Here is a 14,295-nt window from a genome sequence, read left to right as displayed (position 1 = left end):
GTGTCGGTGCAATTCTCAGGACTTGGATGCCTCGTCGATCTCCTTGCTGACCTGCTCCGTGTCCGCCTCGAGCTGCTTCTTGGTCACCTTGGAGGCGCGTTCGAGCGCCTTCTCGACGCGCGCCTCGAGGTCCGTCGCCGCAACGACGATCAGTCCGCTGTCACCCGCGTCGAGCAGCTCACCCACCTCCTTGAGGTCGGAGCGGCTCATCCCGGCCGCGACGTGCCCGCCGAGGGCCCCGAGACCAGCGCCGCCGGCGCCACCCAACAACAGCCCGGCCCCGAGCCCTACGGCTGGGAACAGGGCAACGAGCGCACCCCCGACCAGGCCGATGCCGAGTCCGCCCCAGGCGCCCTGCCGGGTCGGCTGCTCATGCTTCTTGACTATCTTGACCTTGCCTTTGTCCGTTCTGGTGATGACGGCGGCGTCGTAGGTATCGACCAGGCCCGTCTCGACGTAGAGCTCGTGCACGGCGTCGTAGTCGGCGATCGCGGCGTCCTGCGAGTCGTAGGTCGCCGCCAGGAGGGCGAATGTATCGAGGGCCATGGTTTCCTCCAATTGATGTGGATGACGGTGGGTCAGTGAAGGCGCGGGCTAGGTCGGCCACCAGGCCGGTGGGTCGCCCGGCTCGGCCAGTAGTTGGCCTTCGCGCGGAATGGCTCCGACCAATCGCGGATATCGATTGACGTCACCTCGATCCGGTTGTGCATGCTGTAGCCGCCTCGCATTGTTGTCCGGCATCCAGCCTCGACACCCGCAGCGCCGGTCACATCCCCCGAAACGGGTGACTACCAGGCGACCACCCGGGTAGTGGGTGCGTGCTCATGAGGCTTACCGACATGTCGCGATTGCTCGTCGGGGTTGTTGACCCCTGTGCTGCCACATCGCGCCGGTGGCCTATTGGCCGACGTGTGGAGCAGTAACGCCTTTTCCGCAATGTCGGAGGCTGCGGAAATGTCTGGGGGAGAAAGGAAGTCGTCGGTGCCGTAGGCGGGATCGGGATAGTTGTAGTATCCCCGTCCTGTCTGCAATCCCAGCAGACCCTGATCGAGGAAGTTCTTCTCGATGTAGTGGGCATTCCGGAGCATCTGCTCGTCGTTGTTCACATGCCCCCAGTGGTCGAGAACATTGAACACGGTGGTCATACCGACGACGTCCATCAGCCCCAATGGGCCCATGGAGCAGCCTCGATTGACGATCATGTAGGTGCGGTCGACGTCCTCGGCGGTTGCGACATCGTTTGTCACGAGGGTTTGTGCGGCATTCAGCAGGGGAACGAGCCAGGTATTGATGGCGTACCCATTCTGCTGCTTCTGTATCGGGACGGGGACCATGCCGATTTCGATTCCGAACTCCGTTGCCGCGATCAACGTATCTCGCGCGGTTTCCGGGTGCGCCATGATCTCCACTGCATTCAGTTTCCAGATGAGATTGGCGAAATGCATCGCGCAGTATTTTTCCGGACGGCCGGTCGCTGCTGCAAAGTCCTGCGGCAACAATGTCGACGAGTTCGTCGCGATCAACGTGTGTTCGGGGAGGTGCGGTGCCATGGTCTCGTAGACGCTGGTCTTCACGTCGGGCCTCTCCGATACCGCTTCGATGACCAAGTCTGCATGCTGAACGGCCTCGGAAATATCGGTGCTGTAGGTCAACCGTTTCCGGGTCTTCGCGATGTCCTCGTCGGTGGCGGCGACGTCCACGCGGTAGATGTCGGCGTACATTTCGTGCGCAGCACGGCAATTGTCGATGGCCTTCTGGTGTAGGTCGTAGACGACTACGTCCTTCCCTTTGAACGCGCTGTGCCATGCGACCTGCCCGCCGAGGACGCCTGCGCCCAATACGGTGACCCGATTCAGGTCTGACATAACTTCTCCATTCGTGTTCGGTGATGCATATTTCTGATGTGCGGTGGGTGCCGTCTCACATCGTCAGCGACGGCGTGCTGCGGACGGGGTCGAGGACTCGGTGCAGAAAGGCGAGCTGGTCGGCCAGTGCCTGCTGCTGCCAGGGCCCCTGATAGACGTCGAAGTGATCGACGGGGTACTCGCGCAGTTGCGCGAGAGGACCGGCCTTCGCGGCGGTCCGGCGCGCCGCGTCGGGCGGCGCGATGCGGTCGCGCGTGCCGACCTGCACCAGGATCGGGCAGGTGAGATGACGGGCGAAGGTAGTGGGCCGGTTCAAACCGACCTCCAGTGCGGTGCGTGCACACACTTCGTTGCGCCAGGTCGCGCCCGCCATGGAGGTGTAGGCCTCCTCGGCGCCAGGCGTGCTGATGATCGCCGCCGACCCGGGCTGACCGACCACCGGAACGTGGTGCGGCGCGCGCTTGGTCAGCACACGGGCGACGTCCCGCAGCCCGTGTCCGGTGGCGCGAACCAGCTGGCCGGGGCCGGCGTAGCGGGCGATCTGCACCAGGGCGGCCAGCCCGTCGGTGGCCGGTGTCATGGAAACGACCGCCGAGACGCGCCCATCCTCCGCCGCGACCGCGATGACGTGACCACCGGAGTACGACGTCCCCCACAGTGCGATCCGGTCCGGGTCGACGCCCGGCAGGCGGCGGGCCGCATCGATCGCGGCACGGTAATCCTGTCGCTGACGCCGGAACGAAACATCCTGGCGTGGACTGCCGTCCGAGTCACCGAAGCCGCGGTAGTCGAAGACGAACGCATCGATGCCTGCCTGAGCGAATGCCTCGGCGTAGCCCAGCAGGCCGGTGTCCCGGGTGCCGCCGAAGCCGTGTGCCATGACCACGCACGGCCGGCCGGGTTCCCGGTCCGGCGCGTCGGTGGTGGCCGAAACGTGCCAGGCCGCACAGGTGACGCCGTGGCTGGTGAAGGTGATCTCGTTCTTCATCGTGCTCACTCCGATCACGAGGCCAGCAGAGCCGGCTGGCTGGCGGTGAACCGCAGGTCGCGGTCCTCGATCGGCCCCTCACGCAGCCGCTCGACGTCCTTCTCGTAGGCCATCGCGGCCGTCCACGGGCCGCTGGTGCCTGCACGGGGGAACGCGGCGACCGCACGCTGGACGTATCCGGAGGTGAGGTCGAGCAACGGGACCCGTTCCATGCCCGGATCGGTGAGGACCGGTTCGACGGTGGTGTAGCCGCGCTCGTCCATGTGGTCGAGCAGTCGGCAGAAGTGCTCGCTGATGAGGTCGACCTTGAGCGTCCAGGAGATGTTCGTGTAGCCGAGTGCGAACACGAAGTTCGGTAGGCCGCTGAGCATCATCGACTTGTAGACGGTCGTGTCGGGCGGATTCACCGGCTCTCCGTCGACTCTGATCTGGATCGCACCGAACGCGAGCATGTTCAAACCGGTGGCGGTGACGACGATGTCGGCCTCGAGTTCCTGGCCGGACTCGAGCCGGATCCCGGTTTCGGTGAAACGCTCGATCCGGTCCGTCACCACCGAGGCCTGGCCTGTCGAGATCGCCTTGAACAGGTCGCCGTTGGGCACTATGCACAGGCGCTGATCCCAGGGGTTGTAGCGGGGGGTGAAGTGGGTGTCGACGTCGAAGTTCTTGGGCAGCTGGCGGCGGACGTTGGCGATCAACAGCTTGCGCATGAGCTTCGGGGAGCGGCGGCAGGCCTTGAAGATCCCGCGGTGCATCATGATGTTCTTGCGCCGGATGATCGGGTAGGCCCGCTTCGGGCCGATCAGCTTGTTGAGCGTGTTCGCGATCGCGTCCTCGGCCGGCAGCGAGAGCACGTAGCTCGGCGAGCGCTGCAACATCGTGATGTGCTGGGCGGTGCCGGCCATCGCGGGGATCAGCGTTGCCGCGGTCGCGCCGCTGCCGATGACAACCACCTTCTTGCCGGAGTAGTCGAGCTCTTCGGGCCAGTGCTGGGGATGAACCACCCGGCCGGTGAAGTCCTCGATGCCGTCGAACTCGGGCGTGAAGCCGGTTTCGTGGTTGTAGTAGCCGGTGCCGGAGAACAGGAATCGCGCAGTGATCTGCACGGTCTCGTCGCTGCCGGAACGTTGCGCGGTCACGGTCCAGCGCCCCGCCGACGAGGAGAACTCCGCCGACGACACCCGGTATCCGAATCGGATGTGCTCGTCGATGTGGTTCTCGGTGACGGTCTCCTGCAGGTAGTCCAGGATGATGTGCGCGTCGGCGATCGCCTTCTTGTGCGTCCACGGCTTGAATCCGAAGCCGAAGGTCGGCATGTCCGAGTCCGAGCGGATCCCCGGGTAGCGGAACTGGGTCCACGTCCCGCCGATCGCGTCCTTACCCTCCAGGATCGCGAACGTCGTGTCGGGCCGGCGGGTCTTCAGGTGGTAGGCCGCACCGATTCCGGAGATGCCGGCGCCGATGATCAACACATCGAAGTCCATGGTCTCCACCTCGGGGATGGTCGTGATCGTCACTGGGGTCTCCTGGTCGCTGTCGTGCGAGGTTGTGATGTGTTTCACAGTAGGTCTGCACCCGCACCCAGCGACATGTCCGCTCGCCTAATCCTTGCCTCCGGCTATGTGCGGTAGCACACTCGTTTCATGATCAGCGGAACGACCCCGACTGTGATCGTCGGTCTCATGGGTGATGTCGCCGAGTCGATGCTCGCCGAACTCGATCAGTTCGTCGAAGACATGGACGCCGAGGAGGTCAAGCTGGCCCCAGCGCTGGGCGCCGATGCAGCAATCGCGGCGGAGATGTCGGCAAGCAACCGCGCGAACGTCGCGCGCCTACTCACTACACTCGCACGCCGCGACGGCCGCGCCGCACCGATCGACGTCCCACCGGAGGCGCTGGATGTGGTCCGCACCGTCGTTCGCCGCGGCATCGACCTCGACGTGATCTTCCACGCCTACCGCCGAGGGCAGAACCTGGTGTGGCAGAGCTTCATCGCGCATGCCGCTCGGATCGTCCCACCGGGCCCGCAGCTCGTCGAGTTGTTGGAGGCGTTTTCGCAGCATCTGTTCGAGTACGTAGACCACGTGATCGGCCGTGTCATTGCCGACGCGCAGCGTGAGCGCGAGGAGGTCCTCGGTGGTGCGCTCGCACGCCGTGCCGAGACCATTCGTCTGATCCTCGACGGTGCCCCGATCGACAGCCGCCGAGCCGGCGAACGCCTGGGGTACGAACTGGCCCGGCGCCATACCGCACTCGTGTTGTGGGCCCAACCGCCCGGCGAGGTGCAGGGCGCGCTGGAGTCCGCCGCCACCAGCCTCGCCCGCGCCGCCGGTGCGCGCCCCCCGCTGACCCTCCCCGCCGGGATCTCGACGCTGTGGGCATGGTTCAGCACCGACTCCGACCCCGCGCTCGACGCACTGCGCGACGCGCTCACCCGAGCGCAACCCAATGTCCGCGTCGCGGTCGGCCCCACCCAGCCCGGCATCACCGGGTTCCGCCGCTCACATGATGCGGCGCTGACCATCCAGCGGCTGCTCAGCGGGCATCCGAGCGGCGCGCGCCTGGCGCTCTACCGCGACCTCGAAGTCACGGCGCTGGCAGCGCAGAACCCAGACCGCGCGGCCGATTTCGTCGCCACGACGCTGGGCCCGCTCGCCGCGGACACACCCAGTGCAGCTCGGCTCCGCGAGACCTTGCGGGTGTTTCTCGACGAAGCCGACAACGCACCCCGCGCCGCCGTCCGCCTGCACACCCACCGCAACACCGTCCTGCAACGCGTCGCGCGTGCAACCGAACTCCTCGGTCACCATCCCGGCGAACGCCGGCTGGCGCTCGAACTCGCGCTCGAGCTCGCCCACCAGATCGGGCCACGGGTCCTCACCCGGACCTGATGAACGATTCAGGATCCCGGGGTCGCGTGCGGACACCGGTCTCACAGGTCGCCGATGACGCCGGGGTGAGCGGATTCGGCCGAAATGCGAACATCCCACGTGGGCTTCGGTGTTCGGGACGTGGTGTGATTGCGGATTGCCGTCGATAGCGACTCTGTGACGGCTACGCTTGGTAGGTGCCGAACGATGTGATCGATGGTGCACCCGAGCGCGAAGCCGGTCCTGTCCGGCCACCCGGGCATCGTCGCTGGCTTCCCGACCGCTATGCCTTCGGGGGGCTGGTGGTCGCGGTGCTGTTCGTGTGGCTGTCGTTGACGCCGACGCTTCTGCCCCGTGGTCCGTTCTTCCAGGGTCTCGTCACCGGCGTATCGGCGGCCCTCGGGTACGCCATCGGGTTCCTCGGCTCCAAGCTGGTTCGTCATCTCGTGCAGCGGGAGGCCCCGACCCGCGTGAAGATCATGGTTCGCCGGGTGGCGTTTGTGGCCGGAATCGTCGGAACCGCGGCGATGCTGGTGTGGTTCTGGGATTGGCAGTCGCAGTTGCGGGCGATCATGAGTGCCGCACCGTTCCCGTGGTTCGGCTATCTCGTCATGGTGTTCGTGGCGGTGCTGATCTTCGTCTTGTTCGTTGCGATCGCCCGGGTGCTGCTGCGGGCGGTGTGGTGGGTCGAACGCAAGATCAGCCGGGTGGTGCCGCGGCGGATCTCGGCGACGGTCATCGGTGTATTGGTGGTGGCGCTGCTGTTCGCACTCGTCAACGGCGCGATGGTGCGCGTGATCATGTCGGGGCTGAACAACTCGTTCGCCGCCGTCAACCAGGAAACCAAGGCGGGCGACGAGCCGCCGACGTCGTCGCTGCGTTCGGGCGGGCCGGACTCGCTCGTCACGTGGGATTCGCTGGGACGGCAGGGCCGCTCGTTCATTTCGCGTGCCCCGACCGTCGGCGAACTGTCGGCGTTCAATGGTGGGCGGCCGGCGCTGGAGCCGATTCGAACCTACGCCGGGCTCGCCAGCGGCGGCGATTCGATCCGGGAGAACGCACAGGTGGCAGCAGACGAACTCGAACGTGCGGGCGGGTTCGACCGCGCGGTGGTGGGGGTGGCGACCACAACCGGGACCGGGTGGATCAACGAAAGTCTCGTCTCCTCACTGGAATACATGTACAACGGCGACACTGCGATGGTCGGGCTGCAGTACTCCTATTTGCCGAGTTGGCTGTCCTTCCTGGTGGACAAGGAGCGTGCCCACCAGGCCGGGGAGGCGTTGTTCGACGCGGTGTACGACAAGTGGAAGGCCCTGCCGGCGGAGACCCGTCCGAAGCTCGTCGTGATGGGCGAGAGCCTCGGCTCCTTCGGTGGCGAAAGCGCATTCGGCAGCGTCGATGATGTCGAGGCCCGCACCGACGGGGTGCTGTTCACGGGACCACCCAATGCCAACGAGATCTGGACGGATGTCACCACGAACCGCGATCCGGGCTCACCCGAATGGCTGCCGATCTACGAGCAGGGCGAGACCGTCCGCTTCGGAGCACGCGCACCGGAGGACCTTCCGCGCCCCGATTCACCCTGGGGGATCCCACGCATGGTCTATCTGCAGCACCCATCGGATCCGATCGTCTGGTGGTCGCCCCAGCTGCTGCTGAGCGAGCCGGACTGGCTGAAGGAGGACCGTGGCTACGACGTCCTCGACAGCACACAGTGGTTCCCGTTCGTGACCTTCCTCCAGGTTGCGGCCGACATGGCGGTATCGACAGGTGTTCCCGACGGGCACGGGCATTCGTACGTCGTCGACATCGCCGACGCGTGGAGCGCGATCCTGCCGCCCGAGGGCTGGACCCCGGCGGACAACGACCGCCTGCGGACCGTGCTTGCCGAGATGGGCGCGGACGGCTGACTGCTGTGCCGGCCGGCGGCTACGGTGCCGTCAGGAAGGACGTGACGGCCGGGATGAGATCGGGTGCATTGGTGAGGATGTCGAGGTGCCCGCCGCGGTGGAGGTGCAGGGTCGCGTGCGGCAGGAGCGCGTTCATGATGTGAGCGTTGGCAATGGGAATGATCGGGTCGTCGGTGCCCGCGAGGATCAGCGTGGGCTGTCGGATGAGGGGAAGCAGCGGCAGGCTCGTCCACGCCGCTCCCGCGATGAGCTGATGGAGATAACCGATGCGCGAGCCCGAGTGCATCTGCTTTCCGAAGACTCGCGCCACGGCTTCACCCCCGAGGCGGGCCGTGCCACCGTACAGGTCGCCGGCGATGGCTGCCGCGTAGCGGGTGTCGGTGAACCGCCTCGGCGTCAGCATCTTCGCGAGCACACGCGGGTGCCCCGGAATCATCAGGGCGCCGGTCCCGGTGGCGACGAGGACGACGCGCCGGCAGCGCCGCGGGTTCTGCAGGGCGAACTGCTGGGCCAGCGCTCCGCCCCAGGACAAGCCGAGGATGTCGACGACATCGACCCCGATCTCGGTGAGGAGGCGGCTCAGGCCGCACGCGAGGGCAGGAATCCCGTACGGGACCGGTGATGCCGGCGAACCCCCGGTCCCGGGGACGTCGAAGCTGATGATCGTCGCTGTCGGGTCCATCGCGGCGACCAGCGGGTCCAGCACTTCCAGGCCTGCTCCGATGCCGTTGCACAGGACCAGGGGCACACCGGTCCCGCGGCGGACCCGCACCCGGATCGGTCGACCACCGACCGGAACAACCTTGTCGTCGAATCGATCGCTCCGGCCGAACAATTCGGTCACGCTCACGTGTAGAGCACCACGACGTCCGCGATGCACACCGGACGCGTTCCGCCGTCGATCTCGTAGGTCAACCCGAAGACTGCCTCGATGCCGGCCGGTTTCCGTTGCGCGGCGATCACGGACACGGTGACGCGCAGCGCGGAACCGACGGGCACGGGCGCCGGGAACCGCACCTTGTTCAGGCCGTAATTGAGGGCGGCGTGCACGCCGTCGACGGTGAGAACTTCGGCGAGGATGCTCGGGGCCAGCGACAGCGTGAGATAGCCGTGCGCGATGGTGCCGCCGAAGGGGCCACTGGCCGCGCGTTCGGGATCCGTGTGGATCCACTGGTGGTCCCCGGTCGCGTCGGCGAACAGATTCACCTGATCCTGCGCAATTTTGAGCGTGCCCGTGGTTCCGATGGTCTGTCCGACGAGCCCGAGGAGATCGGTGGGCTGTGTGAGATGCATGGGTAGGAATGTCCCTCTGTGGTGTTTAGAGCGGGTCAGTTGTGGTGGACGTAGGTCCCCGGGGCGGGCCCGAGCGGGGGGAACTGCCGGGCGCCGAGGCTGCCGGGGGTGTCGATGTCGGGTCCGCTGCGCTCGGCCAGCCAGCGCGCGTAGTCGGGCCACCACGAGTCCGGTGCGGTCTCCGCTGCGGCAAGCCATTCGTCCGGAGTCTCCGGGACGGGCTGCCCGAATCGGAAGGACGCCCGTGGATTGCCCGGCGGGTTCACGAGTGAGGCGATGTGACCGTTCGACGACAGCACGAACCGGGAGTCCTTGCTGCCGAGGAGGCGAGCGCTCCGGTAGGTGGACTGCCACGGGCAGAGGTGGTCGGCGGAGCCGCCGACGACGTACGCGTCGGCGGTCACGGTGGCCAGGTCGACGGGTGTGCCGAGCATGGTCGCCGCGCCCGGCATCGTCAGCGCGTTGCGCAGGCCGAGCAAGACGAGATCGCGGTGCAGTGCCGCCGCCATGCGGGTGGTGTCCGAGTTCCAGAACAGCACGTCGAAGGCGGCGGGAGCCCGGCCCTGCACGTAGTTGTTCACCCAGTACCGCCAGACCAGGTCGGTCGGACGCAGCCAGGCGAACATCTCGGCGAGGGTGCGGCCGTCGAGATATCCCTTGGCGGCCGAGTCACGGATCGCGGCCGCGGCGGCGCGCTCGCTCATGACGGCCGCCGCGGTGCCGGCCCGGGTCTGGTCGAGCACGGTGACGGCCAGGGTGAGGCCGGCGATGCGGTCGCCCTCACCGATCTCGGTGAGATGCGCTGCGACCATCGCCGCGAGAATCCCGCCCGAGCAGGTGCCCAGGACGTGGGCGCTGTCGGTCCCGGCGATGCACTGCACCGTATCGAGCGCCTCCACGATCGCCGCGCCGTAGGTGTCGGCATCCCAGTCCCGGTGCCGGGCGTGGGGGTTGCGCCAGGAGATGGCGAAGACCTGCTGACCCTGCTGCAGGAGATACTCGATCAGGCTGCGGCCCGGTGCGATGTCGAGGATGTAGTACTTGTTGATGACGGGCGGGACGATCAACAGCGGTGTGGCGTGGACCTTTTCCGTCTGCGGCGTGTAGTGGATCAGTTCGAAGGTGCGGGTCTGCAGGACGACGGCGCCCTTCGTCGCAGCCACGTCCTCCCCGACGGCGAACGCGTCGGGCTCGACCATGGCGGGCACGCGCGGTTTCGACCGCAGGTCGCGGACGAGCGCGCGGACGCCGCGTGCCGCGCTGAGGCCGCCCGTGTCCACCATTGCCTTCCATCCCAGCGGGCTGAGCAGTGGATTGTTGGTGGGGGACAGGCCTTCGACGAGGTTGTCGAGGACGAACCGCATCCGCTCGTGGTCACGCCAGTCGAGTTCGGCGTCGTCGAGCAGGGCCGCAGCGGTGTGCGACGTCGCGAGGTACGCCTGCATCGCCCGGCGCAGGGCCGGATTCTGCTGCCACGCGGCGTCGCCGAAGCGCCTGTCCGCCTTCGTGGGAGAGCGGTCCGAGGTGCCGACGGCGATGGCGCCGAGTTCGCGGGCGAGGGCACCGCCGCGCCGCGCGAGGGTACCCGGGCGGCCGGCGAGGCTCCGCCCGAGACGGGTCCACGAGCTGTCGGGGAGCATGCGAGCCGCGACACCGCGGGTTCCGCTGGTGAGGAGAAGATCGAGGGGAGCGGTGAGCTCGTCGGGGACAGTCGGGAGGGGAGTGGTGCTCACACTGGTGCTTTCGGTATCAGAGGGCGGCCGGGGCGCGGCCGAGTTCGCGTTTGAGGATCTTGCCGGTGGCGGTCATCGGCAGGGTGGTGACGAATTCGACGCTGCGGGGGTACTTGTAGCTCGCCATCTGCTGCTTGGCCCAGGCGATCAACTCGTCCGGGGTGACCTGTGCGCCGGGCTCGAGGATGACGTACGCCTTGATCTCCTCGCCGTGACTGTCGTCGGGGACGCCGACGACGGCGGCCAGGGAGATGGCATCGTGGCCGAGGAGGACTTCCTCAATCTCTCGGGGATACACGTTGAATCCGCCGCGCACGATCAGGTCCTTCGCCCGGTCGACGATGTAATAGAAGCCGTCGTCGTCGACGCGGGCGAGGTCACCGGTCCGGAACCAGCCGTCGCGCAGCACTTCCGCGGTGGCGTCCGGTCGGTTGTAGTACCCCTTCATGACGTTGTGGCCGCGCAACGCGATCTCGCCGATCTCACCGGACCCGGTGACGGTGTTCCAGTCCTTGTCGACGAGCCGGGCCTCGATTCCCCACACGGGGACGCCGATCGAACCGGGCCGGGGCTCGCCGCCGGGGTCGCTGAACGTCGCGAGTGGCGACGTCTCGGACAGTCCGTATCCCTCGAGGATCTGCACACCGAAGCGGTCGGCGAACCGGGTGAGGATCTCCACCGGCAGCGCGGCACCGCCGGAGATCGCGAGTCGCATGTTGCCGGCGATGCGGTCGATGTCGGCGGGGTGTCCGTCGAGGGCGCCGAGCAGACCCCAGTACATGGTGGGCACGCCGGCGAAGACGGTGATGTTCTCCCGCTCGATGAGGTCGAGTGCGGCGGCGGCCTCGAACCGGGGCAGCAGCACCAGGGTCGCCCCCACCGAGATCCCGGCATTGAGGGTGACCGTCTGACCGAACGAGTGGAACAGCGGCAGCGTCACCAGATACCGGTCGTGGGTGGCGGGTGTGCTGTCGAAGAGGCGGTTGGCGGTCAGCGCGTTGAGCACCATGTTGGCGTGGGTGAGTTCGGCGCCCTTGGGTTTTCCGGTGGTCCCGCTCGTATACAGGATGACGGCGGTGTCACCGGGTTCGCGGACGACGGTCTCGGAAGCGGTGTTCTGCAGCGCCATCGCGTCGGCCAACGTGCCGATGCCGTCGATCGCGGCGGGAGCGTCCGGGTCGGCGGTGATGCGGAACATGCTGCGGCAGTGCGGGCTCTGCGCGAACGCGGAGCGCCCGTACTCGCCCATCGGCAGGTCGGGGGTGCCGTCGTAGCAGAAGTACGCCTTGGCGTCGGAATCTGTGAGGTGGTAGGCGATCTCGCGGTCCTTGAGGAGCACGTTGAGGGGCACGACCACGGCGCCGGCCTTGAGGATGCCGTAGTAGACGACGGGGAACTGGGGGATGTTGGGACAGGAGAGCGCGACCGTGTCGCCGGGTTCGATGCCGCACGACACCAGCAGGTTCGCGACCTGGTTCGACCGGGCGTCGAGGTCGGCGTAGGTCATCCGCTCGTCACCGAGAACCAGGGCGTCACGGTCGCCGAACCGGCGGGCGGAGTCTTCGAGGAGTACGGAGAGGTTGAGCACGGGACACTTTCTCGTGGTGGGAAGGTGGGAGAAGCGCTACGAGAGCGGCGCTGCGGTGGCGGCGCGGACCAGGTCTTCGGTGACCCCGGGCGCGCACTCGCGCAACACGAGACCGGAGTCGGTGACGTCGACGACGGCCAGGTTGGTGATGATCCGGTGCACGACGCGGCGGCCGGTGAGTGGCAGCGTGCAGCGTTCGACGATCTTCGGGGCACCGGACTTGTCGCAGTGCTCCATGAGCACGATGACCTTGCGGGCGCCGTGCACGAGGTCCATTGCGCCGCCCATGCCCTTGACCATCCGTCCCGGAACCATCCAGTTCGCGAGGTCGCCGGCCGCGGAGACCTGCATTCCGCCGAGGACGGCTGTGTCGATGTGGGCGCCGCGGATCATTCCGAAGCTGAGCGCCGAGTCGAAGAACGACGCGCCCGCGTTGACGGTGACAGTTTCCTTGCCGGCGTTGATCAGATCCGCGTCGACCGCATCCTCGTCCGGGTAGCGACCGGTGCCGAGGATCCCGTTTTCGCTGTGCAGCGTCACCTGGACCCCGGCGGGGAGGAAGCTCGGGATCAGCGTGGGCAGCCCGATGCCGAGGTTGACGTACTCGCCCGGCGACAGTTCCTCGGCGGCACGGGCCGCCATGTCCTCGCGCGTCCAGCCGATCGTCTCGACGATGGTCGTCATGTCAGTCCTTCCTCGCGGCGACGGTGCGCTTCTCGATGTGCTTGTCCTGAAGACCGGTGTGGACGATCCGGTCGACGAAGATCCCCGGCAGGTGCACCCGCGCCGGGTCGAGCACGCCGGGTTCGACGAGCTGCTCGACCTGGGCGATGCAGATGCGGCCGGCCATCGCGGCGAGCGGGTTGAAGTTGCCTGCGGCCTTGGCGAACACGAGGTTGCCCTCGCTGTCCCCGATGAGGGCGTGGACGAGTGCGAAGTCGGCGGTGATCGATTCCTCGAGCACGTATTCGCGGCCGGCGAACTCGCGGATCTCCTTGGGCGGGGAGGCGACGGCCACCGATCCGTCGGGGGCGTACCGCCACGGCAGCCCGCCGTCGGAGACGGGCGTCCCGACCCCGGCGGGGGTGAAGAAGGCGGGGATCCCCGCACCGCCGGCACGCAGCTTCTCGGCCAGGGTTCCCTGCGGCGTCAGCTGGACCTCGAGCTCACCCGACAGGTACTGGCGCGCGAATTCCTTGTTCTCCCCGACGTATGACGCGGTGACGCGTCGAATCCGGTTGCGGGTGAGCAGGATCCCGAGCCCGCGTTCGTCGACCCCGCAGTTGTTGGAGAACACCTCCAGGTCGGTGGCGTCACCGTCGGCGATCGCGGCGATCAGCTCGTCCGGGATGCCGCACAACCCGAACCCGCCGACCGCCAGCGACGCACCGGACCCGATGTCCGCGACGGCGTCGGCGGCCGAACCGAAGACCTTGCGCGTCATCGGGCATCTGCGTTCGCGAGACCGGGGACGACCGTGCTCTCGATGAGGTCTCGGAGCAGTTCCTCGGCGTACGGCCAGTACCCGTAGCCTGCGGCCGGATTGAGGTGGCCGACGGCACCCAGGTCGACGAGCTTGCTGCCCCACGACTCGGCCATCCCGGCGACCCGACGGAATCGGGCCATCGGATCGTTCGTGCTGGCGGCGACGACGCTGGGGAACGGCAGCCGGCCCCGGGGGACGGGATCCCAGCCACCCTGCTCGAGTTCGCCGGGGGTGGGATACCCCGCGGGCAGTGGTTCCTCGAGGTCCGGTGGGGTGGCGAGCAGGGCGCCCTGGATCGGGCGGGTGGACTGCTGGGCCCAGTGGACGGTGATCGCCACTCCCGCACTGTGGGCGACCAGCACGACCGGGCCGTCGATGTCGGCGAGGACGGCGTCGAGTGCGGCGACCCGGGCCGCGAGGCTGAGCTTGTCCTGTTCGAGCGGCGGCACCGTCCGCACGGTGTCGAGTCGCTCGGCGAGCAGCGTCTGCCAGTGGTCGGCGACGTGGTCGCGCAGTCCGGGCACGATCACCACGGTCGGTGAGGTGGAAGTGGTCACGG

13 protein-coding genes are annotated in these 14,295 nt (G+C 67.5%); 2 read left to right on the top strand and 11 right to left on the bottom strand.

Annotation, left to right across the window (positions count from 1 at the left end; translation table 11 throughout):
* Positions 1-15: 15 nt before the first annotated feature.
* The 4 genes from OYT95_RS18550 to OYT95_RS18535 all read right to left on the bottom strand — a co-directional run bounded on the left by OYT95_RS18550 (position 16) and on the right by OYT95_RS18535 (position 4,337).
* Positions 16-546 carry a DUF1269 domain-containing protein gene (locus OYT95_RS18550; RefSeq protein WP_009476842.1) on the bottom strand — a complete coding sequence of 177 codons (531 nt, stop codon included), beginning with the start codon at positions 544-546 and terminating at the stop codon, positions 16-18.
* Between the two features lie 242 nt (positions 547-788).
* A complete protein-coding gene (locus tag OYT95_RS18545) occupies positions 789-1,865 on the bottom strand; it encodes a 3-hydroxyacyl-CoA dehydrogenase (RefSeq protein ID WP_112301394.1) in 1,077 nt (358 codons plus the stop codon).
* A 55-nt stretch (positions 1,866-1,920) separates the two neighbouring features.
* Positions 1,921-2,853 carry an alpha/beta hydrolase gene (locus OYT95_RS18540; protein WP_112301704.1) on the bottom strand — a complete coding sequence of 311 codons (933 nt, stop codon included), beginning with the start codon at positions 2,851-2,853 and terminating at the stop codon, positions 1,921-1,923.
* Positions 2,854-2,867: 14 nt separating this feature from the next.
* A complete protein-coding gene (locus OYT95_RS18535; RefSeq protein ID WP_268792251.1) occupies positions 2,868-4,337 on the bottom strand; it encodes a flavin-containing monooxygenase in 1,470 nt (489 codons plus the stop codon).
* Between the two features lie 159 nt (positions 4,338-4,496).
* On the opposite strand from OYT95_RS18535, the gene OYT95_RS18530 reads away from it, so the two are divergent.
* The gene (locus tag OYT95_RS18530) at positions 4,497-5,744 is read left to right on the top strand and encodes a PucR family transcriptional regulator (protein WP_268792164.1); all 1,248 of its coding nucleotides are present in this window, start codon (positions 4,497-4,499) and stop codon (positions 5,742-5,744) included.
* Positions 5,745-5,920: 176 nt separating this feature from the next.
* On the top strand, positions 5,921-7,636 hold the full coding sequence (locus OYT95_RS18525) for an alpha/beta hydrolase (protein ID WP_268792163.1): 1,716 nt from the start codon (positions 5,921-5,923) through the stop codon (positions 7,634-7,636).
* Positions 7,637-7,655: 19 nt separating this feature from the next.
* On the opposite strand, the gene OYT95_RS18520 is transcribed toward OYT95_RS18525, so the two are convergent.
* Genes OYT95_RS18520 through OYT95_RS18490 form a run of 7 tightly spaced genes read right to left on the bottom strand, consistent with a single transcriptional unit; the run spans position 7,656 to position 14,293 of the window.
* On the bottom strand, positions 7,656-8,486 hold the full coding sequence (locus OYT95_RS18520; RefSeq protein WP_112301398.1) for an alpha/beta fold hydrolase: 831 nt from the start codon (positions 8,484-8,486) through the stop codon (positions 7,656-7,658).
* The gene (locus OYT95_RS18515) at positions 8,483-8,929 is read right to left on the bottom strand and encodes a MaoC family dehydratase (RefSeq protein WP_112301399.1); all 447 of its coding nucleotides are present in this window, start codon (positions 8,927-8,929) and stop codon (positions 8,483-8,485) included. The genes OYT95_RS18520 and OYT95_RS18515 overlap by 4 nt, the downstream gene beginning before the upstream one ends.
* Positions 8,930-8,964: 35 nt before the next feature.
* The gene (locus OYT95_RS18510; protein WP_268792162.1) at positions 8,965-10,662 is read right to left on the bottom strand and encodes a PHA/PHB synthase family protein; all 1,698 of its coding nucleotides are present in this window, start codon (positions 10,660-10,662) and stop codon (positions 8,965-8,967) included.
* A 16-nt stretch (positions 10,663-10,678) separates the two neighbouring features.
* Positions 10,679-12,250, bottom strand: coding sequence for a long-chain-fatty-acid--CoA ligase (locus OYT95_RS18505; RefSeq protein ID WP_268792161.1), 1,572 nt, complete (start codon positions 12,248-12,250; stop codon positions 10,679-10,681).
* Between the two features lie 36 nt (positions 12,251-12,286).
* Positions 12,287-12,934, bottom strand: a complete 648-nt coding sequence (locus tag OYT95_RS18500; RefSeq protein WP_112301402.1) for a CoA transferase subunit B — start codon at positions 12,932-12,934, stop codon at positions 12,287-12,289.
* A gap of 1 nt (position 12,935) precedes the next feature.
* Positions 12,936-13,694: a CoA transferase subunit A gene (locus OYT95_RS18495; RefSeq protein ID WP_268792160.1), complete on the bottom strand. Its 759-nt coding sequence runs from the start codon at positions 13,692-13,694 to the stop codon at positions 12,936-12,938.
* Positions 13,691-14,293: an RBBP9/YdeN family alpha/beta hydrolase gene (locus OYT95_RS18490; protein WP_112301403.1), complete on the bottom strand. Its 603-nt coding sequence runs from the start codon at positions 14,291-14,293 to the stop codon at positions 13,691-13,693. The genes OYT95_RS18495 and OYT95_RS18490 overlap by 4 nt, the downstream gene beginning before the upstream one ends.
* Positions 14,294-14,295: the final 2 nt, after the last annotated feature.

Source organism: Rhodococcus sp. JS3073 (assembly GCF_026810085.1).
Taxonomy (GTDB): Bacteria; Actinomycetota; Actinomycetes; order Mycobacteriales; family Mycobacteriaceae; genus Rhodococcus_F; species Rhodococcus_F wratislaviensis.
Note: the sequence above shows the minus strand (reverse complement) of the source record. Positions and strands in the feature narration are given on the sequence as shown.